This is a genomic window from Bordetella tumbae, from assembly GCF_054780995.1.
The window spans coordinates 112,645-133,974 of the sequence record NZ_BAAGVG010000015.1 but is presented as its reverse complement, the minus strand read 5'-3'; the positions used below and the strand labels follow the sequence as shown (position 1 = coordinate 133,974).

At 58.6% G+C, this 21,330-nt stretch carries 24 protein-coding genes and 1 pseudogene; 14 read left to right on the top strand and 11 right to left on the bottom strand.

What is annotated here, in order from left to right:
• Positions 1-315: 315 nt before the first annotated feature.
• The 3 genes from ACYVI2_RS12850 to ACYVI2_RS12840 form a co-directional block, all read right to left on the bottom strand.
• Entirely contained in the window at positions 316-630 is a 315-nt protein-coding gene (locus tag ACYVI2_RS12850; RefSeq protein WP_415818716.1) for a DUF1153 domain-containing protein, read from the bottom strand.
• A 169-nt stretch (positions 631-799) separates the two neighbouring features.
• Positions 800-1,207 carry a hypothetical protein gene (locus ACYVI2_RS12845; protein WP_415818718.1) on the bottom strand — a complete coding sequence of 136 codons (408 nt, stop codon included), beginning with the start codon at positions 1,205-1,207 and terminating at the stop codon, positions 800-802.
• A 72-nt stretch (positions 1,208-1,279) separates the two neighbouring features.
• Positions 1,280-1,675 (bottom strand): hypothetical protein, encoded by a 396-nt coding sequence (locus ACYVI2_RS12840; protein WP_415818720.1) that lies wholly within the window; start codon positions 1,673-1,675, stop codon positions 1,280-1,282.
• 708 nt (positions 1,676-2,383) lie between these two features.
• Between ACYVI2_RS12840 and ACYVI2_RS12835 the strand changes: the two genes are divergently transcribed.
• The 7 genes from ACYVI2_RS12835 to ACYVI2_RS12805 all read left to right on the top strand — a co-directional run bounded on the left by ACYVI2_RS12835 (position 2,384) and on the right by ACYVI2_RS12805 (position 8,220).
• Positions 2,384-3,151, top strand: a complete 768-nt coding sequence (locus ACYVI2_RS12835) for a helix-turn-helix domain-containing protein (RefSeq protein WP_415818722.1) — start codon at positions 2,384-2,386, stop codon at positions 3,149-3,151.
• Positions 3,152-3,277: 126 nt separating this feature from the next.
• The gene (locus ACYVI2_RS12830) at positions 3,278-4,090 is read left to right on the top strand and encodes a response regulator transcription factor (RefSeq protein ID WP_415818724.1); all 813 of its coding nucleotides are present in this window, start codon (positions 3,278-3,280) and stop codon (positions 4,088-4,090) included.
• A 37-nt stretch (positions 4,091-4,127) separates the two neighbouring features.
• Positions 4,128-4,736, top strand: coding sequence for a DUF2946 family protein (locus tag ACYVI2_RS12825; RefSeq protein WP_415818726.1), 609 nt, complete (start codon positions 4,128-4,130; stop codon positions 4,734-4,736).
• An 84-nt stretch (positions 4,737-4,820) separates the two neighbouring features.
• Positions 4,821-5,402 (top strand): NUDIX hydrolase, encoded by a 582-nt coding sequence (locus ACYVI2_RS12820; protein ID WP_415818728.1) that lies wholly within the window; start codon positions 4,821-4,823, stop codon positions 5,400-5,402.
• Between the two features lie 75 nt (positions 5,403-5,477).
• Positions 5,478-6,230: a leucyl/phenylalanyl-tRNA--protein transferase gene (gene aat, locus ACYVI2_RS12815; protein WP_415818730.1), complete on the top strand. Its 753-nt coding sequence runs from the start codon at positions 5,478-5,480 to the stop codon at positions 6,228-6,230.
• Positions 6,231-6,399: 169 nt separating this feature from the next.
• The gene (locus ACYVI2_RS12810; RefSeq protein ID WP_415818732.1) at positions 6,400-7,134 is read left to right on the top strand and encodes an arginyltransferase; all 735 of its coding nucleotides are present in this window, start codon (positions 6,400-6,402) and stop codon (positions 7,132-7,134) included.
• Positions 7,135-7,176: 42 nt separating this feature from the next.
• Positions 7,177-8,220 carry a quinone-dependent dihydroorotate dehydrogenase gene (locus tag ACYVI2_RS12805; protein WP_415818734.1) on the top strand — a complete coding sequence of 348 codons (1,044 nt, stop codon included), beginning with the start codon at positions 7,177-7,179 and terminating at the stop codon, positions 8,218-8,220.
• A gap of 141 nt (positions 8,221-8,361) precedes the next feature.
• Here the strand turns inward: ACYVI2_RS12805 and phaP are convergent, their stop codons facing one another.
• Entirely contained in the window at positions 8,362-8,937 is a 576-nt protein-coding gene (gene phaP / locus ACYVI2_RS12800; protein ID WP_415818736.1) for a TIGR01841 family phasin, read from the bottom strand.
• Between the two features lie 354 nt (positions 8,938-9,291).
• Here phaP and ACYVI2_RS12795 point away from each other — a divergent pair, with 354 nt between their 5' ends.
• Positions 9,292-10,269 (top strand): tripartite tricarboxylate transporter substrate binding protein BugD, encoded by a 978-nt coding sequence (locus tag ACYVI2_RS12795; protein WP_415818738.1) that lies wholly within the window; start codon positions 9,292-9,294, stop codon positions 10,267-10,269.
• A gap of 134 nt (positions 10,270-10,403) precedes the next feature.
• Here the strand turns inward: ACYVI2_RS12795 and ACYVI2_RS12790 are convergent, their stop codons facing one another.
• The 3 genes from ACYVI2_RS12790 to ACYVI2_RS12780 form a co-directional block, all read right to left on the bottom strand.
• On the bottom strand, positions 10,404-11,273 hold the full coding sequence (locus tag ACYVI2_RS12790; RefSeq protein WP_415818740.1) for an IclR family transcriptional regulator: 870 nt from the start codon (positions 11,271-11,273) through the stop codon (positions 10,404-10,406).
• A gap of 210 nt (positions 11,274-11,483) precedes the next feature.
• Entirely contained in the window at positions 11,484-12,281 is a 798-nt protein-coding gene (locus ACYVI2_RS12785) for a competence/damage-inducible protein A (protein ID WP_415818742.1), read from the bottom strand.
• Between the two features lie 75 nt (positions 12,282-12,356).
• The gene (locus ACYVI2_RS12780) at positions 12,357-13,160 is read right to left on the bottom strand and encodes an EI24 domain-containing protein (RefSeq protein WP_415818744.1); all 804 of its coding nucleotides are present in this window, start codon (positions 13,158-13,160) and stop codon (positions 12,357-12,359) included.
• Positions 13,161-13,225: 65 nt separating this feature from the next.
• On the opposite strand from ACYVI2_RS12780, the gene ACYVI2_RS12775 reads away from it, so the two are divergent.
• Positions 13,226-13,612, top strand: a complete 387-nt coding sequence (locus tag ACYVI2_RS12775; RefSeq protein ID WP_415818746.1) for a thioredoxin family protein — start codon at positions 13,226-13,228, stop codon at positions 13,610-13,612.
• 318 nt (positions 13,613-13,930) lie between these two features.
• Here ACYVI2_RS12775 and ACYVI2_RS12770 read toward each other — a convergent pair whose 3' ends face one another.
• The 3 genes from ACYVI2_RS12770 to ACYVI2_RS12760 all read right to left on the bottom strand — a co-directional run bounded on the left by ACYVI2_RS12770 (position 13,931) and on the right by ACYVI2_RS12760 (position 16,558).
• Positions 13,931-15,370, bottom strand: coding sequence for a DEAD/DEAH box helicase (locus ACYVI2_RS12770; protein ID WP_415818748.1), 1,440 nt, complete (start codon positions 15,368-15,370; stop codon positions 13,931-13,933).
• Between the two features lie 148 nt (positions 15,371-15,518).
• On the bottom strand, positions 15,519-15,854 hold the full coding sequence (locus ACYVI2_RS12765; RefSeq protein ID WP_415818750.1) for an AzlD domain-containing protein: 336 nt from the start codon (positions 15,852-15,854) through the stop codon (positions 15,519-15,521).
• On the bottom strand, positions 15,851-16,558 hold the full coding sequence (locus tag ACYVI2_RS12760) for an AzlC family ABC transporter permease (RefSeq protein ID WP_415818758.1): 708 nt from the start codon (positions 16,556-16,558) through the stop codon (positions 15,851-15,853). Before ACYVI2_RS12760 ends, ACYVI2_RS12765 begins: the two co-directional genes overlap by 4 nt.
• Before the next feature lie 208 nt (positions 16,559-16,766).
• Here ACYVI2_RS12760 and ACYVI2_RS12755 point away from each other — a divergent pair.
• The 4 genes and pseudogenes from ACYVI2_RS12755 to ACYVI2_RS12740 form a co-directional block, all read left to right on the top strand.
• Positions 16,767-16,868: pseudogene (locus ACYVI2_RS12755) on the top strand (branched chain amino acid aminotransferase); the annotation flags it as partial.
• Between the two features lie 82 nt (positions 16,869-16,950).
• Positions 16,951-17,163 (top strand): zinc-finger domain-containing protein, encoded by a 213-nt coding sequence (locus ACYVI2_RS12750; protein ID WP_415818751.1) that lies wholly within the window; start codon positions 16,951-16,953, stop codon positions 17,161-17,163.
• Between the two features lie 40 nt (positions 17,164-17,203).
• Positions 17,204-17,626 (top strand): YybH family protein, encoded by a 423-nt coding sequence (locus tag ACYVI2_RS12745; RefSeq protein WP_415818752.1) that lies wholly within the window; start codon positions 17,204-17,206, stop codon positions 17,624-17,626.
• Positions 17,627-17,640: 14 nt separating this feature from the next.
• The gene (locus ACYVI2_RS12740) at positions 17,641-18,741 is read left to right on the top strand and encodes a YheT family hydrolase (RefSeq protein ID WP_415818753.1); all 1,101 of its coding nucleotides are present in this window, start codon (positions 17,641-17,643) and stop codon (positions 18,739-18,741) included.
• Positions 18,742-18,812: 71 nt separating this feature from the next.
• Here the strand turns inward: ACYVI2_RS12740 and ACYVI2_RS12735 are convergent, their stop codons facing one another.
• Positions 18,813-20,327: a M48 family metalloprotease gene (locus tag ACYVI2_RS12735; protein WP_415818754.1), complete on the bottom strand. Its 1,515-nt coding sequence runs from the start codon at positions 20,325-20,327 to the stop codon at positions 18,813-18,815.
• A 69-nt stretch (positions 20,328-20,396) separates the two neighbouring features.
• Between ACYVI2_RS12735 and galU the strand changes: the two genes are divergently transcribed.
• Positions 20,397-21,236, top strand: coding sequence for a UTP--glucose-1-phosphate uridylyltransferase GalU (gene galU / locus ACYVI2_RS12730; protein WP_415818755.1), 840 nt, complete (start codon positions 20,397-20,399; stop codon positions 21,234-21,236).
• Positions 21,237-21,330: the final 94 nt, after the last annotated feature.

Here is a 21,330-nt window from a genome sequence, read left to right as displayed (position 1 = left end):
TGAAGCATTTGCATTGCCTGTCGCGTTGGATCCAGCGCTGGCACCGGTATTTATAGTCTGGCTATAAGCACTAACGCTACATAAGGCCAGTGTCATCAATATTAGGCGTTTCATGCTTTTTCTCCTGAAAGGAAGCCACCCTTTATATTGTTAAAAATAATTTTTTGTCGCCGTATGATCGCTAAAGCCAGATACTGTAAAACTACGATTACGGTGAATTTATTGTATGGTTACATTAAAATTAGTTTTTACCATTTTGTGATTTTTCCAATTTTTAATTAAAAAATAACGTGAAAAACAATCGTCGTCTCGCAATCACTTTTCTTCGTCGCCGGACGTGTTGTTTTGCTTGCATTTGACGCGCAACTCCAACATCGCCTCACCGTAGGCCTGTTGCAGTGTTTTGATCTGTTTTTCGTAAATTTCTTTGATATTCAATGGATTGGACCGCAGAGCGTTCTCCATTCCACGCCGCCCTTCCTCGACCCAGCGCTCGATCTCAGTGGCTGGCAATTCAAACGCCTCACTGGCTTCACGCACGGTTGTCCGGCCCTGAACAATGTCCATTACCAAAGCACTTTTGCGCCTGACAGTCCACCGCTTGATTTCTTCGTCAAGTTTCGGGTTCATTTCTGATTCTCCAAAAGTGCCTACCGTTACATGTGAATTTCAGACACTAAATATCAATGTAACGACGATTAATAGTTATATTTACGAGGTTATTCAATTTCATCGAATGCGATTAGCAAAAAGCGATAGGCAGGTTTCCCTGCCAGGACCTTTTTTGATTTATTAACAGCTATCGATCAAATTCGATCCAGTGCCATCCGGCAGGTAAAAAGAAAAGGTTTCCCGTTTGGGGAAAGGAGGGTATCAACCGAGTATTGGCCAACCAGTGATCCACCGAGGTTCGGTCCGTGGATGCCTGCCCCGAGGCAGGAGCAAAGCAAGAAAAATGACCGGTAACGCTATATTGATAGCCGTCCGCGTAGTCAACGTCCTGCTCGCTAAATGTCAGTTCGGGGAACGACTCGATGTCCTGCATGCCCTGAGAAAAATCCGAGGGGCAACTTGGCAACGGCTGGCTAGGCCCGATCAGTACCACCGTCCGCACTGGTGGCTTGGACCGGGTGGCCTGTGCGTCCAGGCTGATCAGCGCAACACTGGCTACGCAGATCAATAGAAGTGTGCAAAGCGTGTGTTTCACGGCGAGTCTCCCAAGCGTGGAGAGGCTGTCGCCTCCCCACGCCATAGGTCGTATGACGCGGCCGACAGAGGCTTACCAGGTCCAGCCGCCAAAGCCGATCGTTCCCACATTGCCAGTAGCGCCGCTGGTGTATTCACCACCAGCCATACCGCTGGTCGTGCCGCCGGCAAACCCCGTAGAGAAGCTGCCACCTACCGATTGGTTGGTGCTGGCGCCGTTGGCATAAGTCGTCGTGCCTTGCGGAGTCAGGGAAACGCCCGAATTGGCGCCAGTGCTGCTGGTTGCCGTCGTGCCTTGCACGGAAGCCCCCGGCCCAATCGAACCACTGGTACTCGATGCTTGCGAGCCACCGACCGTGCCCGAAGTAGCTGCGCCTGTGCCTCCAAATGCGCCAACGGCGAAACCGGCGGCATGGGCCATGCCAATAGAGCTAACAGCCAGCGCAACTGCCAAAAGTGTCTTTTTCATGATGTGACCTCCAAATATATCGAGAGTCCGTCTCGAAGCGGTACTACATCGTTATCCGGATTAACGTCCATGCGCCCTCTGCGACTATCACGCTGTCGTCTCCGGCCAAAATTTATATGCTTGAAACAAATTTCCTCTCCTGAAAATCATCCGCGGAAATACTTTTCGTTCGGGCTGATGATTTTTTTGACAACACTTCCGCGTCCCAATTTGTAGACAAATCGAGATGAAAATCACTCACGGAACTGATCAGGCGAACTGTTGCAAACGTATCAAAAGAAGATTTTCTTTTTATCTACTACCAACGGCTTATGTAATAACCCTCATATACAGGCCATACTTCAACCGCGACAATCGTCTCCGTAATTGTTGTTACTTTCTCGCAATTTCAATGATTCCTGGCCGGCCTCTTTTGAAATTGCTCTCAGCTCCCTAACCCCGCTTGCATGAACGTCATTCTAGGCAGTTGTCGTTCACAAAATTTACAGTTTGTGATTTATAAAATTTTTTTGAATATTTTTTTGAAACACAACGGCTAGACGTTCTTGTTTTTAAAACCATGAAAAGCGGGCGCCTAAAAAATAGGCGAAAGGAGCGACGATGGACCCACGTATTCAATATTGCGTCACACAGATCGAACACCAGATCCTGCATGACTCGACTGAGCATTGCACCCATGACGCATTAATCCAGACACTGGCACAGGAAATGCGGCTCAGCCGCTTTCATTTGACGCGTCTGTTTTTCAAGGATTTTCAACATTCACCGCGCGACTACATACATCGCAATTTGATGGGACGCTGTGCGCTCATGATCGCCCACACACGCCAGTCGGCCTTTTCGATAGCGATCGACATGGGCTTTTCAAGCCAACAGGCTTTTACGCGAGCATTTACGCACTACTGGGGCATTTCCCCTTGCCAGTTCCGGCAGGCACATGTCCGTCACATTGAACGGATCGACGCCGCCAGTAAGCAGGCCGCCGATGTCTGCAGTCTGCCGGTAGCCAATACCAAAATCGTGATCCGCAACATGCCTGCCATCCGTTTCTGGGCTGTGCGCTATGAAGGGCTTTCCAGTCAAAAACATGCTTGCTGGAGCGACTTCCGCAAATTATTCGCGCATTTACCATCGCACATGCTTGCGGGACCTTTTTTTGGTTTGACGTACGACACCCCCATGTTTGTCCCTTCGCAGTTCATGCGGTACTACTGTGGCGTACCAGTACCGCTGAGCCTCGGTCCCAAACCGAAAGAGGCATTTGAAATCAACCTTCCAGCCGGTCGGACAGCAACATGCGCGGCCCATTGCACATCCGGCGATGTCTCGATGCTTTATAGCAATCTGCTGGATCATTGGCTGCCGCATTCTGATTACCACTTGCGGGCGTCGTGCTTTGCCGAGCGATTCGATGAGTTCCCTACCAACTGGGAAACCCGGCCGGAGGCCGTTCAGCTCAGTTGTTGGATTCAATGACAAACGATGATATGACGCGGACATTAGGGTTTGCATAGTTGCGGCTTTGTTGCGGCCCCTGATGATTCGCGCTAGATTTTGACCGTAGAAGAAAGCGCACACCCGATCCACCGCAGGAGAGGCACCGTGTCAACAATAATTGTGATCGAATCGCGACCGCTCGTTCGTCGAGGCATCGTGCAATTGGTCTCGGAAACAATACCGGACAGTTGTATTGACGCCGTGGCCTCGTGGGACATGCCGGGCAACACCGAGATCAAAAGCACAGGTGCGGCGACGCCGCAGCAGCACACCGACTATGTCTTGATGCTGCTATCAGTAGAAATGGTCGAAGAAACCACGCACCAGACAGTTGCTGCAGCGCGAGAGCGCTATCATCCCAAGTCGATTCTCTTACTTTCAGAGGGACTCGCGCCTTGGCCGCAGGACTTTCCTTCGTATGTCATCGGCTGCGTTCCACTCCATGCCCCGACTGAACTATTGCAAGCGTCGATCCGGCTCGCGTTGACTGACGACGAGCCCCTCATTTCTGCACTGCCGTCGTTCGACACATCCGCACGAGGCGAGGAATTGTTGTTGCCACAAAATGCCATTACGGAATCGATGCGCAATGCCGATCCCGCCGAGCTGGCTCCGCCCATCGCTTTTGTGGATGACAAAGAGAGCAAAGCGCTCGGACTGACTCCACGCCAATACGAGGTACTCGTTCTATTGGCGCGCGGCTATACGCTGAAAACCATCGCGCGGCACCTGAGCATCGCGGCGGCAACGGCCAAAGTGCACGCAGAAACGGTGTACCAGCGATTGCACGTCCACAATCGGACTGAAGCCATCTATGCTGCGATTTCCCGCGGCGCAACACTTGGATGGTCCAACATCACACGCGAAATACCCGCAATCACCAGCACGAATGTCGTAGCCATCAAGCGTTCTGGTTAAATGGAACGTTTTGCACTGCTGATCATCTGCTGCCGTTATGGATCTGTCCGTTAAACAAGCACTTGCCAAATGGCCCAACGTCCCCGCGGTATACGGCTGGCTCTCGCTGGACGAACGCGGGCAGTGGCACATCCACGAGCGGGGCGATGCCACTGAGGGTGGCCGGGGCGATCTCATCACCAGTCCGCAGATTGTGGCCTTTATCGGCCGCAATTACGCCGCCGATGATCGAGGACGCTGGTATTTTCAAAACGGCCCACAGCGGGTTTATGTCCGACTGGATGCCGCTCCATATGTTTTGCGCGTGGCAGATACGGGCTCGGGATTGATCACGCATACCGGAGAAACGGTCCGCACCATCGAGGCATGGTGGCTGGATGAGGCGGGTCGGCTCTATGCGCAAACGGACCTGGGCACCGGACTGATAGACGGGCGGGATCTGGAATCCATCCTCGTTGCCCTGCGTGTCCAGCCAGGGAACATGCCTTTGCTGGACGCCCTCGACGACAGCGATGCGCAGACGGTGAAGACGCCCAGGCAAGTCAGTCACCCGAATTATCCCGCCGTCGTTCCGCTGCATTGTGACCTCAGCAGATCGGCGCTGAGCACTGATCTGGGTTTTGCGGCAAATCCATTACCGGAATAGGCAGGATGCGTGCCGGCCCGCCCGTCACGCCGCTCGGCATTTCCGCGTTTCCTTGAGAGCCCGCCTACCGGTAGAATCAACAGCATGACCGATCGACCGCCCCTGACCTATTTTCCCGCACCGCGCCGCACGCTTTTTTGCAGCCAATGCGGCTCGCCCATTCACCGCCGCGTCCCCGAAGGGGACAACCGCGAACGCGATGTCTGTGATCATTGCGGAGCGATCCATTATCAAAATCCTCGCATGGTCGTAGGGACGGTGCCGGTTTGGGAAGACCGCATTCTCTTGTGCCGGCGTGCGATCGAGCCACGCTACAACACGTGGACCTTGCCGGCTGGTTTCATGGAGCTCGGGGAAAGTACGGCCCAGGGCGCCGCACGCGAAACGCTGGAGGAAGCCGGCGCGCGTATCGAGTTAGGCCAGTTGTTCACGATCATCGACGTACCCCAGATAGACCAGGTACACATCTTTTACCTGGCCCAGGCACTGGGCCCAGAGCTGGACCCCGGCCCCGAGAGCCTGGAAGCACGTTATTACGACGAGGCAGAGATCCCTTGGGACGATCTGTCGTTTCGCACGGTCAGTACGACGCTGAAGCAGTATCTCGAGGATCGCCGCCGCGGCCATCTGGGCTGCCATCATTACACGCTGGACTGGCACCGCTGAGTTTCGGCGGCGTGATCATGTGTGACGACGTGCCTGTCTTTCTCATCTGGACCGTTTGAATCGTCTTGCTGAATCGTGAAGCTTCCCTGGCTCGCTCCCGACACTCCATTTCCGCCCGTTGAAGACGCGCTATCCGAGCCAGCAGGACTGCTCGCCGCTGGCGCGGACTTATCGCTCAGCCGGCTGCAGTTGGCTTATTCGAATGGCATTTTCCCCTGGTACAGCGCAGGAGAGCCGCTTTTGTGGTGGAGCCCCGATCCGCGCATGGTGCTGGCTTGCCAGGATTTTGCACCTTCGCACTCGCTGCGCAAACGACTGCGCCAAATCGCACGGGATGAGTCTGGACCCGCCCCCCGCGTGCAAATACGTGTCGACACCGCATTCGAGGCGGTCATTGCACGCTGCGCGGCGCCGCGGGACAGTCAAGCAGGGACGTGGATCACTGCCGAGATGCAACAGGCTTACTATGCCTGGCATCTGGCGGACGGGGCCCACAGCATCGAAACCTGGGTAGATGAAATCCTGGTGGGTGGCCTGTACGGCATCAGCCTGGGAGGCATGTTTTTTGGCGAGTCGATGTTCACACTGGTCTCCGACGCCTCAAAAGTTGCGCTGGCGTATCTGGTGACGTTCTTGCGCCGCTATGGCGTGGAGTGGATCGATTGCCAGCAGCAGACCCGGCACTTGGCCAGCCTGGGCGCCCAGCCGGTGCCTCGCGCCCAATTTGTCGAACATGTGCGGCAAGCGGTCGAGTTGCCAGCCCCCCTTTGGCGTCCGGGGCGGCTGGACAGCGAAGGCAATATTCACGAGCTGGCAGGCCTGGACTGAGCCCGGCCGAGACCGGCTGGGCGTGGACCGATCTGGGCCAGACAGAGAACTCTCAGCCGAGTTTGGCAAATCCCAGCTGACCAGGCCGATTTCGACGGAAACTTGTCATCTCTGGCAGCCGCGTTAAGATGATCACTCGACTGCCGTCCGACGTCGGGGCGAACTGCTAATGAGTCAGCTTAAAGAACTTCCTTTTGCCACCCTGCAGTTTTATTCGACTGCACCGTATCCATGCAGCTACCTGCCTGATCGCCAAGCGCGCTCGCAGGTCGCGGCGCCCGGGCATTTGATCAACGCGGGCACCTATTCGCAGTTGGTGGAACAGGGGTTTCGTCGCAGTGGGTTGTTTACGTATCGCCCGCACTGCGATAACTGCCGGGCCTGTGTGCCGGTCCGGGTCGATACGGCCAATTTCACCCCCAACCGCAGCCAGCGGCGCGCCTGGCGCGGCCATCAGGCGCTGCGTGCGTTCGTAGCGGAGCTGGCATGGTCTCCCGAACACTATGAGCTGTATTCCCGGTATCAGCAGGGCCGCCATCCCGGTGGCGGCATGGATGACGACAGCCGGACGCAGTACGCGCAGTTTCTGTTGACCAGCCGCGTCAATACCCGCCTGGTCGAATTCCGCGATGCCGCGGACGTCCTGATGATGGTGTCTATCATCGATGTTCTGGATGATGGCTTGTCGTCGGTTTATACGTTTTACGATCCGGATGCCCAGGGCAGCCTGGGCACCTATAACGTGCTGTGGCAGATCGAGCAATGCCGTACGCTGAATCTACCCTGGCTGTATCTGGGCTACTGGATCCGCGACAGCCGCAAGATGGCGTACAAATCCGGCTTTCGCCCGCTGCAAATGCATCTGGACGGCCATTGGCAGACGGCCACACCTGATCTGGTCTGAATTTGTCTGTCCGACGGCGCAAACTGGCTACAATTGCGCTCCATGTCGATCCTCTTTCACGCCTACCCCCTGGCGCGTCCGGCTTTGTTTGCCATGGACGCGGAAACCGCCCACGAAGTCACGTTGGCCGGCCTGCAACGCGCCTATGATTGTGGCGCCACCCGCAAACTGATGCACGCCCAGCCGCAGGCGCCGTCCACCCTGATGGGCTTGACGCTGCGCAACCCGGTGGGATTGGCTGCGGGGTTGGACAAAAACGGGGCGTATATCGACGCATTGGGCAATCTGGGATTCGGCTTTGTCGAGGTCGGGACGGTCACGCCACGCGCTCAGCCGGGCAATCCCAAGCCCCGCATGTTCCGCCTGCCTCGTGCGCAAGCGCTGATCAATCGCCTGGGCTTTAACAATCAGGGGCTGGACGCCTTTATCGCCAATGTGCGCCGCAGCCAGTGGCGCAGCCAGGGCGGCATCGTAGGGCTGAACATCGGAAAAAACGCTGACACGCCGATCGAGCGGGCCGCGGACGACTATCTGATCGGTCTGGCAGGCGTCTATCCGCATGCAGACTATGTCACGGTGAATATTTCTTCGCCGAATACGCAGAACCTGCGCGCCCTGCAGGGCGAGGACGAATTGAGTGCCTTGTTGGCCCGGCTGCGTGACAAGCGTGCGGAGCTCGCCGATCAGCATCAGCGCCATGTGCCGCTGGCGGTCAAGATCGCTCCGGATCTGTCGGAAAGCCAGATCGACACGATCGCGGAGCTCCTGCCGCGTTTTGGCATAGACGGTGTCATCGCCACGAACACGACGCTTTCCCGGGATGCCGTGACCGGACTCGACCATGCCAATGAGGCCGGCGGCCTGTCTGGCGCCCCCGTGCATCAGCTATCGCTGGCCGTCATTACACGCCTGCGCCAGCGCATGGGCGCCGATGCCAGCATTATCGGGGTGGGCGGGATTATGTCGGGCAAGCAAGCCAAGGAAAAACTGGAGGCGGGTGCCAATGCAGTCCAGCTATATACCGGACTGATTTACCGCGGTCCGGCGCTGGTCAGCGAATGCGTGCAGGCCATCAAGGCCGCATAAAAAAGCACGCCCGTCCTGCCACGCCCCTGGCGTAGCGAAAAAAAAGCCACCCCGTGGGGTGGCTAATTCCAGCTCTGCTCTGTCACTCAACAGTACTACAACAAGCGGTATGCCGACAACAGTCGGCATCAATCTCGCTAATTAAGCACGACGGGCGGCACGGGTCGTCTTGCCGGCAACTTCAGCGGCGTCAGAAGCCGCCTTGAACGTGGCATTGGCCGCAGCGTTCAGATTGGATTCGGCGACTTCGACAGCCTGCTTGGCAGCCTTGCTCAGCGAGTCATAGGCACCGTTGGCAGTAGCCAGAGAGGATTTCAGCAGCGCGACGGCACTTTCGGAGCCGGTGGGCGCGTTTTTGGAAAATTGCTCGACAGCGTCGGCGACCTGTTGTTGGCCTTCGGCGATTTGAGCCTCGGCCAGCTTGGCCAGTTCGCCCTGCACACCAGCAACGATGTCATAGACATGCTTGCCATAGGCCAAGGCCTTTTCTGCGCTGGGCTGCACCAACGAGCTGGCGAAAGCGGTGGCTTCCTGGGGGTCTTTCACGCCGATGGCTTGTTGCGAAGTCTGGGCGACCTCGTCGAGCGTGGCTTTGACGACCTTCAGGTTCAGATCGACCAGCTTTTCAAAGCCGGCAAACAGCGTCGCCTGGGTCGCGGTCAACGCGTTCAGGGCGGATTTCTGGCGGTCCAGAACTTGTTGGGGGATTGCAGTCATGGTGGTCTCCGGTAAAAATGCCGGGGCGCCCGGCTATGGCGATACGTTGCGACAAATAAGGGGAAATAAACGTGCTCGGAACCGATATTTGAAGCTAAGGCCGGCGCGTTTGCTGCACTGCACAAATACGATTTTACGTACTTAAAACTGACTGTCAAGCACTTTTGGTGCAACGCAACAAGTTTAGCCCCAAATTAGTGCAAACAGCTATAGATTGTTTGTTTCAGGGGAAATCCCCCGGTGACGGCAACCGTATTGTTTTCTACACTCAAGACCACCTGATGACACTCCAAGAAAGACTCATCAGTCCAAGCTATCAAAAATTGCCGCCTATCCCGCGGCGCAGGAGACCCCATGAGATTCATCCCCCGTACGCTATCGGTACTGCTGGCTACCAGTGCTCTCTTTGCCGCAGGCGCTGCCCAGGCCGAGTATCCCGAGCGCCCCATCAGCATGGTTGTACCGTTTGCCGCTGGAGGCCCCACTGACAACGTGGCTCGTTCGCTCGCCGAAGCCATGCGCCCCACTTTGGGGCAAAGCGTCGTGGTGGAAAACAAGACCGGTGCCGGCGGTACGATCGGCACCTCGTTCGTCGGCCGTGCCGAACCCGACGGCTATACCGTGCTGCTGATGCACCTGGGCTACACTACTGCCCCGTCGTTGTACAAGAACCCCGGCTATGACCCCGACAAGACCTTCGCTCCCGTAGGCCTGGTGGTGGACGTGCCCATGACCGTCATTGCGCGCGAGGATTTCCCGCCCAACAACATCAAAGAGATGGTCGAATACGTCAAAACCAACAAGGACAAGATCTCGTTGGCCAACGCCGGGATCGGCGCCGCCAGCCATCTGTGCGGCACCATGCTGGTCGATGCGCTGGGCGTGGATCTGCTGACCGTCCCCTACAAGGGCACCGCCCCCGCCATGAACGACCTGCTGGGCAAACAGGTCGACATGCTGTGCGACCAGACGACCAACACGTCGCAATACATCACCTCGAAAAAGGTCAAGGCCTACGCGGTCACGAGCCTGAAGCGCGTGCCCACCCTGCCTGACCTACCCACGATGGACGAATCGGGCTACAAGGGCTTCCAGGTCGGTATCTGGCACGGCATGTGGGTACCCAAAAACACGCCTCAGCCGATCGTGGACAAGCTGATCAAGGCCTTGCAGGCCGGGATGGCCGATCCGAAATTCAAGGAACGCATGGCCGGCCTGGGTGCGGAAGTCCTGAACGACGAAGCCAATCCCAAAGCATTGGATGCCAAGGTCAAGCAACAAGTGCCGCAATGGGCTGAGCTGTTCAAGAAAGCCGGTGTAGCGCCGCAATAAACCTGCACACCGCAGGCGTTTCAGCCAAAAGGCCCGAGTCCGGAATGATGCCGGACTCGGGCCTTTGATGTTTTGTGCCTGGCGCCAAGGGTTGCAGTCATGCAGAGGCAGCCCGCCCCGGCGCCGCGCAACGTCTATAGGCGCGCCAGATGCGGCGATAGCCCCTTGCCCAGGGCATTGCCACTCCCGTTGGCGCTGGCGGCCACCACGGGTTCATAGCCCAGTGCCTCGGAAATCGTGCGGGCGGATTCGACCAACAGCTGAATCCACTCGTCCTGCAAACGCTCAGCAGGCGCGGAAATCGACAGGCCGGCGACCAATTTGCCGGTATCGTCAAAAATACCGGCGGCAATACATCGCACGCCGAGTTCGAGTTCTTCATTATCGCGGGCATAGCCATGACGCCGCACCAGTGCCAGCTCACGTTCCAGACGGTCAATATCCGTGAGACTGTTGCGGGTATGACCCGCCAGACCCGTGCGCAATGCATACGCACGCACCTGCCGGTTGTCGATGGTCGACAGAAAGAGTTTGCCGGTGGAGGTCAGATGCAAGGGCGCACGCCCGCCAATGGCACGCACCACCTGCATTCCCGAGCGTTCGCTCCATGCGCGGTCGATATAAACGATCTCGTCGCCTTGCTGGACCGACAGGTTGATGGTCTGGCCGGTCAGTTTGTGCAACGAACGCATCTGCGAAATCGCCGCCTCGCGGACATTCAGACGGCCTTTGACGAGAGACCCGAGCTCCAGCAAGCGCATACCCAGCTGGTACAAACCGTTGTCCACGCGTTCGACGTAGCGCCCCACCACCAGGTCGTTCAGAATCCGATGCGCAGTGGATGCATGCAAACCCGTTGTCGCAGAGAGCTCTTTTAATGTGACAGGATCCGAATGCGCAGCCAGCGCATCGAGCAGGCGCATGGCGCGCTCAATGACTTGAATAGCAATGGGCGACTGACCCGAAGGCCGTTCGCTATCGGAACCCGACGCAATAACAGACATGGCAGTAGTCACAGTCCAGAGAGGCGGGGCGGCGAAAAACAGCCCCTGGGCATATATTAATGCGGCAGCGCAGCATCAACATCTTTCCCGTATTGTGAAATTTTGAGCGGCTTTTGGCAACTCCCCTGTACGGTAGCCGGTCAGACGCCGGCACACGCAGGGGGAACAGCCGCCTGATAGCGGCCGTGCATTCCGCTCCAGACTGTCTCCCTAGGGAGACAGTCTCCCGCCCAGGCGCAAGACTTCTTCACGCAGGTACGCGAGCGCCTCGGCCGCCTCGTCGGGGTTCCCCTTGACGCCCAGTTCCAGATGCGGCGCTTCGCCGACACTGGGCAGGCTGAACGCAGTCACGCCGGTCCAGCGCAGTTGCAGAGCCTGCATCACCGGGGCGATACGGGATTCGGGCAAGCCAAAGGCCAGGAATGAATGCTCCACATGCGCCTGAGCGTGATGCAACGCCTGATAGCGGGTATCCAGCGTCCATTCGAGCATCGGCCAAGCCATGATGGGAAATCCTGGCAAAAAAGTATGCTCGCGAATGAAAAAACCGGGAATCCGGTTATAGGGATTGGGCACGATTTCACAGCCCTCGGGAAACATCCCCATTTGCAAGCGTTGCTGATTTTCCTCGGCAGCCATATCAGTGGGTGCTTTCCCCTCGGCCGCCATTTCCGCCACGCGCTGCGTAATCGCCGCCTCCGCCTCGGGGTGCAGTGCCAAAGGCAGATCCAGCGCCGCCGCAGCCGCCTGCCGCGTATGATCATCGGGCGTTGCGCCGATACCGCCGCAAGACAGCACGATGTCACCCGATGCAAAACTGCGGCGCAACGCGGCCGTCAGCGTCTCGCGATCGTCAGGCAGAAACTCCGCTCCCGACAATCGCATGCCGCGCGCGGACAACAACTCGACGACTTTCGCGAAATGCTTGTCCTGGCGACGGCCGGACAGAATCTCGTCGCCCACGACAATCAGGCGAATGCGACGAGAGGCAGAAGAGGATTGAGTCATTAGTCGCCTCGAAAAACCTCGGCATGAACGCCGGGGAGAAAAAGGAAAAGCATCAAGGGAATAGCTGCAGCAGGATCAGGCCTCGATGACCCGCTCATCACGCAAACGCCGCAGGGCTTCCAACCCATAATGGGCGTTCACCAATCCGGCATACACAGGCAATATGATCCAGGCCGGAGGCAGCAGATTCAGCAACGCGCAAATCAGGCCTATCGTCCAGAACCCGAGGTTGTGACGCTCGAGCAAAATGCGGCGCTCTTGGGGGCTGGCGTGCTCCACAATCGCGTCGACCCGCATCATGCGCGAGAACGCAAAAGCCCACCAGAACACCGACAGCACCACCCCCACAGGAGGAATCAACCAAAATGGCAACGTCAGCAACCAGCCTGCCGCAAACACGCAGCTGACCCAGATAGCGTTCCACACGCTATACGCGGTGGCATTGCGGCCCTGGCGAGAGACCCCCACGTACTCGCGTGCACTCACGTGCCGCAGCACCAGCGGCATCACAAAGATCGCCGCGATGGCCAAGCCTAAAATCCCGGAGACCGGCAGCAAAATCACGACCGCAATAACCGGGACCAGATACAGCTTGAGTGAAAACAGGCCGATACCGATCAACCAGGCATCCGCATCGTTAATAAACTGCCATTGCGACGCCTGCATATCCAGCCAGTCAGTCAGCGGCGTCCAAAACAGCCACAACAGCAGCAAGGCCCCCAACAAGGCGATCAAAAAAGGCAGCAGTATCGCGAACAGCATATTGGGATGGCATTGCGATACCAGGGCGCGTTTGAACGCCTGGGCAACCCCTGCGGTGCCTACGGCGGCAGTACGAACAGAAGACGAGACAGCAGACTCGGGGCGAGGAGGAATCATGTCGCGAACCCGTTAAATAAACATGCCGGGTATCATAGTCTCAAACACGCTTCGCTTTCATTGCCATGCCTTTGCTCGTACCCGGACCCGACACCCCTGCCCTGCGCACTGCCCTGCAATCAGGCACAGACGAGACCTGGCTCATCGCCTGTTTCTGTGCCGCCTGGTGCGACACCTGCACGCAATACCGCCCCAAGCTGGCCGCCCTGTCCGACAGCCAGCCCGAGCGTATCTACGCCTGGATCGACATCGAGGACCATCCCGACCTGCTAGGCGACGAAGATGTCGAAAACTTCCCCACGCTGCTAGTACAACGAGGATCACGAACCTTGTTCTACGGCCCCATGCTGCCGCACATCGGCCACCTGGAACGCCTGCTAGAAAGCCTCACACCCGACAGCCCGACGGTACCCACGCAATTACCCGACGTAATAGCGTTATTGCGGGAATAGCTAAGAACGGACCAAGAGCAAACGCGTGCCTCCCTAAAGACGGATGCATGCCACTAATGCGAGTCCCAGCCGGGTGCCAGAAGGCCGCACCGGCCCGTTGAGGCGCGATCCCAGCCCGCGCAGCGGGCCGAGGCCCCTGCTCATGGGCCGAGTCGCGCCGATAGGGCCGGTGCGGCCTTCTGGCACCCGGCTGGGACGTCTAAATAGAGACACCGACGGCGAGCAAACACCCAGCTACCGCCAGGCAAGAACACCTAAACAGCAACATATCGACGGCAAGCAAAGTAGAAAACCCGCCGGCCGCCAATACAGCAGCAATCAGGCAGCGCCGTTATCGTCAGCCTTGCGCCCACCGCCCCCCAACAGCACACCCACTTGACGTTTCGGCGTGTTGGTTCGCGATTCAGACTTTGACTCTCCCGCCTGTAAAGGCGCCGCCGAAGGCTGATAGGGCTTGTAGAAGAAATCGTCGACCGGTTGACGCGGCGACGTATAGGAAGAGGACGAGGAATTCCCACGACGATCGCGACTGCGGGGATGGCTGTCGCGCGTGTGGCTCCGTACCACCAGTTCCTGAGGAACATCGAGCTTGCCTCGAGGCACCTGACGTTTGGTCAGTTTTTCGATGTCCTGCAAATAACGCACCTCATCCGGCGTGAACAAGGCAATAGCCTCGCCCGAGGCGCCCGCACGGCCCGTACGGCCGATACGGTGTACATAATCCTCGGCATTGTGCGGCAGGTCATAGTTGATGACGCAGGGAACCCCCGCCACATCCAGGCCACGCGCAGCCACGTCCGTCGCCACGAGAACCTCGAGCTCACCGGATTTAAAGGCCTCAAGGGCCTTCATGCGATCAGCCTGGCTCTTGTCGCCATGGATAGACTCGGCACGCACACCGTCGCGTTCCAACTCGCGGGCCAAGCGAGCCGTGCCGATCTTGGTATTCGAAAACACGATGACCTGCTTCAGGCCACGCGATTTGACCAGATGCACCACCGCAGCGCGCTTGGCGTCACTGGGCATCTCGTAGGCAATCTGGGTCACAGTGTCGGCCGTGGCATTACGCGCCGCAACCTCGATTTCGACCGGCTGATTCAGATAAGACCGACCCAGCTTGCGGATTTCGTTGCTGAAAGTCGCCGAAAACAGCAGGCCCTGCCGCTGCGCGGGCAGCAAACGGACGATGCGGTCCAGATCCGGCAAAAAGCCCATGTCCAACATGCGGTCCGCTTCGTCCAGGACCAGAATGCCGACTTGGCTGAGATTGACGGTTTTTTGCTCGACGTGATCCAGCAAGCGGCCCGGCGTCGCGACCAGCACCTCGCAACCGCGGCGCAGCGCGTCTTTTTGAGGCCCGATATCGACGCCTCCAAAAACGACCGCTGAACGCAACGGCGTGTGCTTGCTGTACCGTTTGACACTCTCGTAGACCTGGTCGGCCAGCTCGCGGGTGGGGGCCAAAATCAGAGCTCTGACAGGGTGGCGCGCCGGCGAAGCACTGGTATTGGCCAGCGGCATCAGGCGGTGCAAAATCGGCAGCGTGAACGCCGCGGTCTTGCCCGTACCGGTCTGGGCCGCCCCCATGACATCGCGTCCAGCAATGACGGCCGGCAACGCCTGGGCCTGAATCGGCGTAGGCGTGGTGTATCCGGTGTCGGCAACTGACTGAAGCAGTTGGGGATGCAGCCCGAACTCGGCAAAAGTCGGGATAGAAGCGTCGGAGGTAGGGGCTGCGGAATGGGTAGAGTCAGTCATCAGGATGGGCAGATGCCGGGGCTACAAAAAAGAACAAAACGAGAGGTGCTGCTATGCCCGGATTGCTGTGGATAACTTTATTTTAGCGCAACCGAGCATACTACCAGACATTAATGCCCATATCGGAGCCATGCACGCCCGTATCGCCTCAGCCGGCAAGCCAGCGCAAGCCCCACAAGGTGACCATCCCGGCCACGATGACCAGCACCGCGCTGCGGCTGCGCAGGAAAACGATGATGCCTACCATCGCGGCCACCAGCCTATAGTCAAAAGCCGGGCCGGTATCGGCCTTCCAGGGCAGCAAATCGGGGACGAGAATGGCCGTCAATGCAGCCGCCGGCGCATAGCGCAACGCGCGCCGCACCCCATCCGGCAAGGGAATGTAATCGCCGAACAGCATGAAGCCCGCCCGGGTCAGCACGCTGCAAAACGCCAACAACAAAATGGCGGAATACACGTAAATATCGGACGGCCAGAAGGTCATGCTCGCCCCTTTTGGACAAACCGCTCAGCCAGCATGCCGGCCACGATTCCACAGATCACCGCGGCAGCCAAACCCAGGCGCAACGGGAACAACTGCCCCACCCAGGCCACCAATCCCGCCGCCAGCATCGAGATCAGCATCGGCTTGGAGTTCGCCAAAGGAATCGTAATCGCCAGCAGCGCCAACACCGCCGCGAAATCGAGCGACCAGTTTGAGGGCACCATGCCGCCCAGATAGATACCGACGATGGACGATGATTGCCACACGATCCAGCCCGGCACAATCGTGCCGAGGAAAAACCAGAGCTGTTCACGTGTGCCGCGCTCGGCAGCGTCGCCATAGCGAGGCATGAACAGCACAAACCCCATATCGGTCGTGAAATATCCCAAACCCAACCGCCGTGGCCAGGACAAGTGCCGGAAATACGGGTGCAAAGCGGCGCCGAAAATAATAAAGCGCAAATTCACCACGCAGCCTGCCATGAAAATCAGCCACAAAGGGGCGCCGGCGGCGATCAGCGGCAAAGACGTCAGTTGCGCCGATCCAGCATATAACAGCAGCGTCATGGCCAGGGCCATGGACTCGGTCAAGCCGGATTTCACCATGGCGACGCCTGTCACCATCCCCCACGTGCCCGTGGCGATCAGCGCCGGGACGATGGCCCGTATCCCTTGGCGGAACGCCGTAATGCGCTCCTGCCTGATCTGTCGAAGATCGTTGGCGGAATCAACAGGCACTGCGTGCCCCCCGGCGAATGGAACTGAACGGCATGGAACTCATCAAAGACAAACTCACGCACGCCAGCCTGTGCGGCGCGACGCCAAGTTGCAGGCAGCAACAAGCTTGGCACTGAAACGCGGCATTGTACCTCTGCTGCTTGATACAATAGGCGCCACTTGAAAGGGGAACACCATGTCGATGGCAGATCGCGACGGTTTCATCTGGTACGACGGCAAACTTGTCGCGTGGCGTGACGCCACGGCACAGGTTCTGACGCGTTCCCTGCATTACGGCGGACGCGATCCCCACCATGCGCACGGGCTGACTCCAGTCTGAAGCCTCACACCTTTAGCATCTCTTTTTTTCAGGAAAAACAATGACCGCTGCCGCCCCTGCCGCCGCGCCTGCACACGAAACCATCGAAGTCGGAGCCGAAGACCTGCCCGTCTATTGCCCCGGCCCGAAAGCCCCGCTCTGGAGCATGCATCCTCGCGTTTTCCTCGATGTGACGCACACCGGCTCGGCTCGCTGTGCGTACTGTGGCGCCGAGTACCGGCTCAAGCCCGGTACGGTCGTCCACGGTCACTGAGTTCCCACCGCCCTCACCTGCCAGTCCAACCACCGCCCCCATGTTCGCCACGCCAGAAGAAGCCGAACAAGCGTTCTACGAAGCGCTCGAGCAAGCCGATACCGCCCGCCTCATGCAGATCTGGGCGGACGACGAAGAAATCATCTGTATTCATCCAGGTGGCTTGCGTGCGGTCGGCCATACGGCCGTGCATGATTCCTGGCAACAGACATTGGCTGCCGGGCCCCTGCATATCCGGCCGCTGCGGCCCCAGATCATGCAAAGCATGATGTGTTCGGTACATACGTTAGTGGAGCAGGTGTCGGTCCGCACGCGCGGGGGCACGCAATACGCTCACTGCTACGCCACCAACATCTATCACAAAGGCCCAACCGGTTGGCGCATGGTCGTGCACCATGCCTCGCCGGCGCCCGCCGATGCAGGGGTACTGGATCTGCACGACGTACCCGACCGACTGCATTAAGGCGGATAGTTCGCGTGTCCATTGCCCGACTCGACACCTCGCCCTGCCCAGTTCCGGCCTGGTTGCCTGACCGCCATAGTCAGACGATCTATGCGGCACTGCTCGCACAACACCACAGCATTGCCTTTGTCAGGCAGCGTGTAGACACGCCCGATACCGACTTTATCGATATTGACTGGACCGGCCCGGGGCTATTTCCCCATAAGAGCGCAGACGGTCAACCCATCGCCAATGCCGCGCCCGTGGTGCCGGGCAAGACCGCAGCTGCGCGCTGGATGACGGACGCAGATTGGCGGTCTTTGCCGCAAACGCCCGACACGCCGGCGTTACTGTTGTTTCACGGGCTGGAGGGCGGCAGCACCAGCCGCTACGCACAATCCATTGCGCATCATTTCCGGGCGCGGGGCTGGATCGTGGCCATTGCGCATTTTCGGGGTTGCTCCGGCACACCGAACCGCTTGGCACGGGCCTATTATTCAGGGGATTCGGCCGAAGTCGGTTTCATGCTGGACACGGTCCGCGCGCGCATTCCGCATGCGCGCTGGCACGCTGTCGGGGTATCGCTGGGGGGCAATGCCCTATTGAAATTTCTGGGCGAGCAGCAAGACCAGGTATCCTGGCTCGCGGCGTGTGCTGGCGTCTCGGTCCCGCTGGATCTGGTCGCGGGCGGCACTGCCTTGTCCCGCGGCATGTTCAACCGCCGGGTCTATAGCGCCTATTTTCTCAAGACCATGAAACACAAGGTCCTGGAAAAGGCCAGGCGCTTTCCAGGCGCCATCGACGTCATGCGTATCGCACATGCGCGCGATTTGCGCGATTTCGATGACGCGTACACGGCACCCATGCATGGGTTTCGCAATGCCCTGGATTATTGGACTCGCGCCTCCAGCAAGCCTTGGCTGGCCAGTATTGCCGTTCCCACTTTGGTATTGAACGCGCGCAATGATCCTTTCCTGCCGGAAAGTGCGCTGCCTATGCCCCGTGAATGCTCGAATCAGGTGTTGTTGCATCAACCCGCCGAAGGCGGCCATGCCGGCTTTCCGACGGGCGCCTTTCCGGCACACCTGGGATGGCTGCCGCAACGGCTGGGACGTTTTTTTGAAACGGGGCAGTGAGTTCACCCAAGCGGAATCGAATTTTCTAAACTATCGATTCCCCTCGGGACTATCAGACACGCCCCGCGCAATCAGCTCTTGAATCGCTCCAGCAGATCGCGCTCTTCGGCCAAGCGATCCTTGACCTCTCGAATCTGTACATCGATTTGCGATTGCTCGTAGAAATCCTTGGACATGCCACGGGCCTGTTGCAGTTGAGACTCGGCCGAGGCGTAGGCCCCGGTCAACACATAGTATCGGGCCATATCGCGGCGCGCCTGCACAGGTTGGCCGTTGCGTTCCTCGCTGTATGCCAACATCTGATACAGGCCAGGCTCGTCATCGCCCCACTGATTGATGCGTTGGCGCAAATAGGCCTGCGCATCCGCATGGCGGCCCGCCCCCTGCAATGCCTGGGCGTAGGCGATGCCTAGCGCGCGTTGTTGCGGCCAACGTTTGACGGCGGCAGACGCCAGTTGCAAGGCTTGCGCATTGTCTTTCTTGGCCGCGGCGAGGTCGATACCGAGCCGCGCCAGCTGCGGCGCGCTGCGCCCGCCGGCTTCGGCCTGATTGAGAAAATTCTGGGCGTCATCCAGGTTATTACGCTGAAACGCCTGCATGGCCAGACCATAATTCGCCGCCGACTGCCTCACACCGGTCAGTCTGGTGGCCTCATCCTGCAAGACTTGATTCGCCGTGCGCAAACTGACTGCATCACGTCCCTGGATCACCCGCATCTTTGCCCGGATGTACCAGTAATCATCACTATCCGCGTAGTTTTCGGAGGGCACGCTGCGAGCCCGATTCTGTACGTCGGACATCCGCTCGATCGACAAGGGGTGGGTACTGGCCCAGGCACCGCCGCCCATGCCTTCATTCAAGCGGGAGGCGCCCATCAGGCGCGAAAACATGCGCACCATGCCCTGGGGGTCGTAACCTGCCTTGGTCAGCATGACAAATCCCGCCCGATCGGCCTCGCGCTCCGCATCGCGCGAAAAACCCAGCTGTTGATTGATCGCAGCGGCCTGCCCGAATGCGGCTACCCCCATGGCCAGGTTACCGCCTCCGCCGGCCAGCGCAGCCAGTAATGCCGCGGCCAGGCTGGCCATCATGACGACACCACTCTGGTTCTGCTGCGTCATGCCGCGCGCAATATGGCGCTGTACGACGTGTCCGATTTCGTGGGCCAGCACCGACGCCAGTTCGGCCTCGCTGGTAGACTCGACAATCAGGCCGCTGTTGACGCCGATGAACCCGCCAGGCATGGCAAATGCGTTGATTTGAGGGTCTCGCACGCCAAACATTTCGACGTCAGGCACTGCCCCAGGGGCAAAGGACGCCAGCTTGCGCCCCATGGTCGTCAGATATTGAGTGACCTCGGGATCATTGATATAGGTAGGATCGCGCCGGCCCTGCGCCATGATCGCCTCGCCGAGCTGGCGCTCCAGCGCGGGCGACAAGTCTGCCGACGACGCCGCGCCCATGGAGGGCAGACCCACAGGCTGAGCGACGGCAGGCGCAAAAGGCACGGCCAAGCTCAGGCTGAGGGCGCCGGCCAGGCAGCGCTTCACAATTGATGTCGAAATTATCGAATAGCTGCGGTTCATGGCAATATGATAGCGATCGCCAGCAAAAGTTTTGGCAGATCATTTAATTTTCTATTGAGGTTCTCTCTCATGCGCCCGATTCGCAAGGCCGTATTCCCAGTTGCGGGAATGGGTACGCGTTTTCTGCCGGCCACCAAGGCAATGCCCAAAGAAATGTTGCCTGTCGTCGACAAACCATTGATTCAGTACGCTGTAGAAGAAGCATTGGCCGCGGGAATCACAGATTTGATTTTCGTTACAGGCCGCAATAAACGCGCGATCGAAGACCATTTCGATTCGGCTCCCGAGCTGGAGACCGCGCTGGAGCGCAAGGGTAAAGACGAGCTGCTGGACACGGTGCGAGGTATTTTGCCGGCCCATATCAACTGCCTCTATATCCGCCAATCGGCGCCGCTGGGCCTGGGTCATGCGGTGCTTACGGCCGCGCCGGCGGTGGGCAATGAGCCTTTTGCGGTACTACTGGCCGACGACCTGATCGATGCGGAGACGCCGGTTTTGAAGCAGCTCATCGACACGGCCTATGCCCAGAATGCCAGTGTGGTGGCTGTGCAGGATGTTCCTCGGTCAGAGACCAGCAGATATGGCATCGTGGAGACCCATATGCGGGGTCACCGCACGGCTCGGATTACGCGCATTGTCGAGAAGCCCACGCCGGAGGAGGCGCCATCGACGCTTGCGGTGGTGGGGCGCTATGTGCTCGAGGCGGAGATCTTTGCTCATCTCAGGGCGACGCAGGCTGGTGCAAATAATGAAATTCAGCTGACTGATGGTATTGCGTCAATGCTGAGCGAGTCTCCGGTCTGGGCGCATCGATATGAAGGGCAGCGGTATGACTGCGGGAGCAAGGCGGGGATGTTTCAGGCTACGGTGGCGTTGGGGCGGAAGTATCATGGGTTGACGGGGGAATAGCAGTCCCCTTCTGCCGGTGAGTTGGCTGATTGAGGGGGATTGTTTGGGCTTTTGCTTGCCGGGAGTGCCTCTGTTAGGGGATTTTCTGCTTCTG

Coding starts and splice junctions, on each gene's coding strand:
- ACYVI2_RS12745 (WP_415818752.1), top strand. CDS start 17,204: ATGTTCGCCACGCCAGAAGAAGCCGAACAAGCGTTCTACGAAGCGCTC.
- ACYVI2_RS12765 (WP_415818750.1), bottom strand. CDS start 15,854: ATGACCTTCTGGCCGTCCGATATTTACGTGTATTCCGCCATTTTGTTG.
- ACYVI2_RS12835 (WP_415818722.1), top strand. CDS start 2,384: ATGCGGCTCAGCCGCTTTCATTTGACGCGTCTGTTTTTCAAGGATTTT.
- ACYVI2_RS12820 (WP_415818728.1), top strand. CDS start 4,821: ATGACCGATCGACCGCCCCTGACCTATTTTCCCGCACCGCGCCGCACG.
- ACYVI2_RS12795 (WP_415818738.1), top strand. CDS start 9,292: ATGAGATTCATCCCCCGTACGCTATCGGTACTGCTGGCTACCAGTGCT.
- ACYVI2_RS12805 (WP_415818734.1), top strand. CDS start 7,177: ATGTCGATCCTCTTTCACGCCTACCCCCTGGCGCGTCCGGCTTTGTTT.
- ACYVI2_RS12775 (WP_415818746.1), top strand. CDS start 13,226: ATGCCTTTGCTCGTACCCGGACCCGACACCCCTGCCCTGCGCACTGCC.
- ACYVI2_RS12840 (WP_415818720.1), bottom strand. CDS start 1,675: ATGAAAAAGACACTTTTGGCAGTTGCGCTGGCTGTTAGCTCTATTGGC.
- ACYVI2_RS12850 (WP_415818716.1), bottom strand. CDS start 630: ATGAACCCGAAACTTGACGAAGAAATCAAGCGGTGGACTGTCAGGCGC.
- ACYVI2_RS12770 (WP_415818748.1), bottom strand. CDS start 15,370: ATGACTGACTCTACCCATTCCGCAGCCCCTACCTCCGACGCTTCTATC.
- ACYVI2_RS12785 (WP_415818742.1), bottom strand. CDS start 12,281: ATGACTCAATCCTCTTCTGCCTCTCGTCGCATTCGCCTGATTGTCGTG.
- ACYVI2_RS12735 (WP_415818754.1), bottom strand. CDS start 20,327: ATGAACCGCAGCTATTCGATAATTTCGACATCAATTGTGAAGCGCTGC.
- phaP (WP_415818736.1), bottom strand. CDS start 8,937: ATGACTGCAATCCCCCAACAAGTTCTGGACCGCCAGAAATCCGCCCTG.
- galU (WP_415818755.1), top strand. CDS start 20,397: ATGCGCCCGATTCGCAAGGCCGTATTCCCAGTTGCGGGAATGGGTACG.
- ACYVI2_RS12780 (WP_415818744.1), bottom strand. CDS start 13,160: ATGATTCCTCCTCGCCCCGAGTCTGCTGTCTCGTCTTCTGTTCGTACT.
- ACYVI2_RS12750 (WP_415818751.1), top strand. CDS start 16,951: ATGACCGCTGCCGCCCCTGCCGCCGCGCCTGCACACGAAACCATCGAA.
- ACYVI2_RS12790 (WP_415818740.1), bottom strand. CDS start 11,273: ATGTCTGTTATTGCGTCGGGTTCCGATAGCGAACGGCCTTCGGGTCAG.
- ACYVI2_RS12810 (WP_415818732.1), top strand. CDS start 6,400: ATGAGTCAGCTTAAAGAACTTCCTTTTGCCACCCTGCAGTTTTATTCG.
- ACYVI2_RS12825 (WP_415818726.1), top strand. CDS start 4,128: ATGGATCTGTCCGTTAAACAAGCACTTGCCAAATGGCCCAACGTCCCC.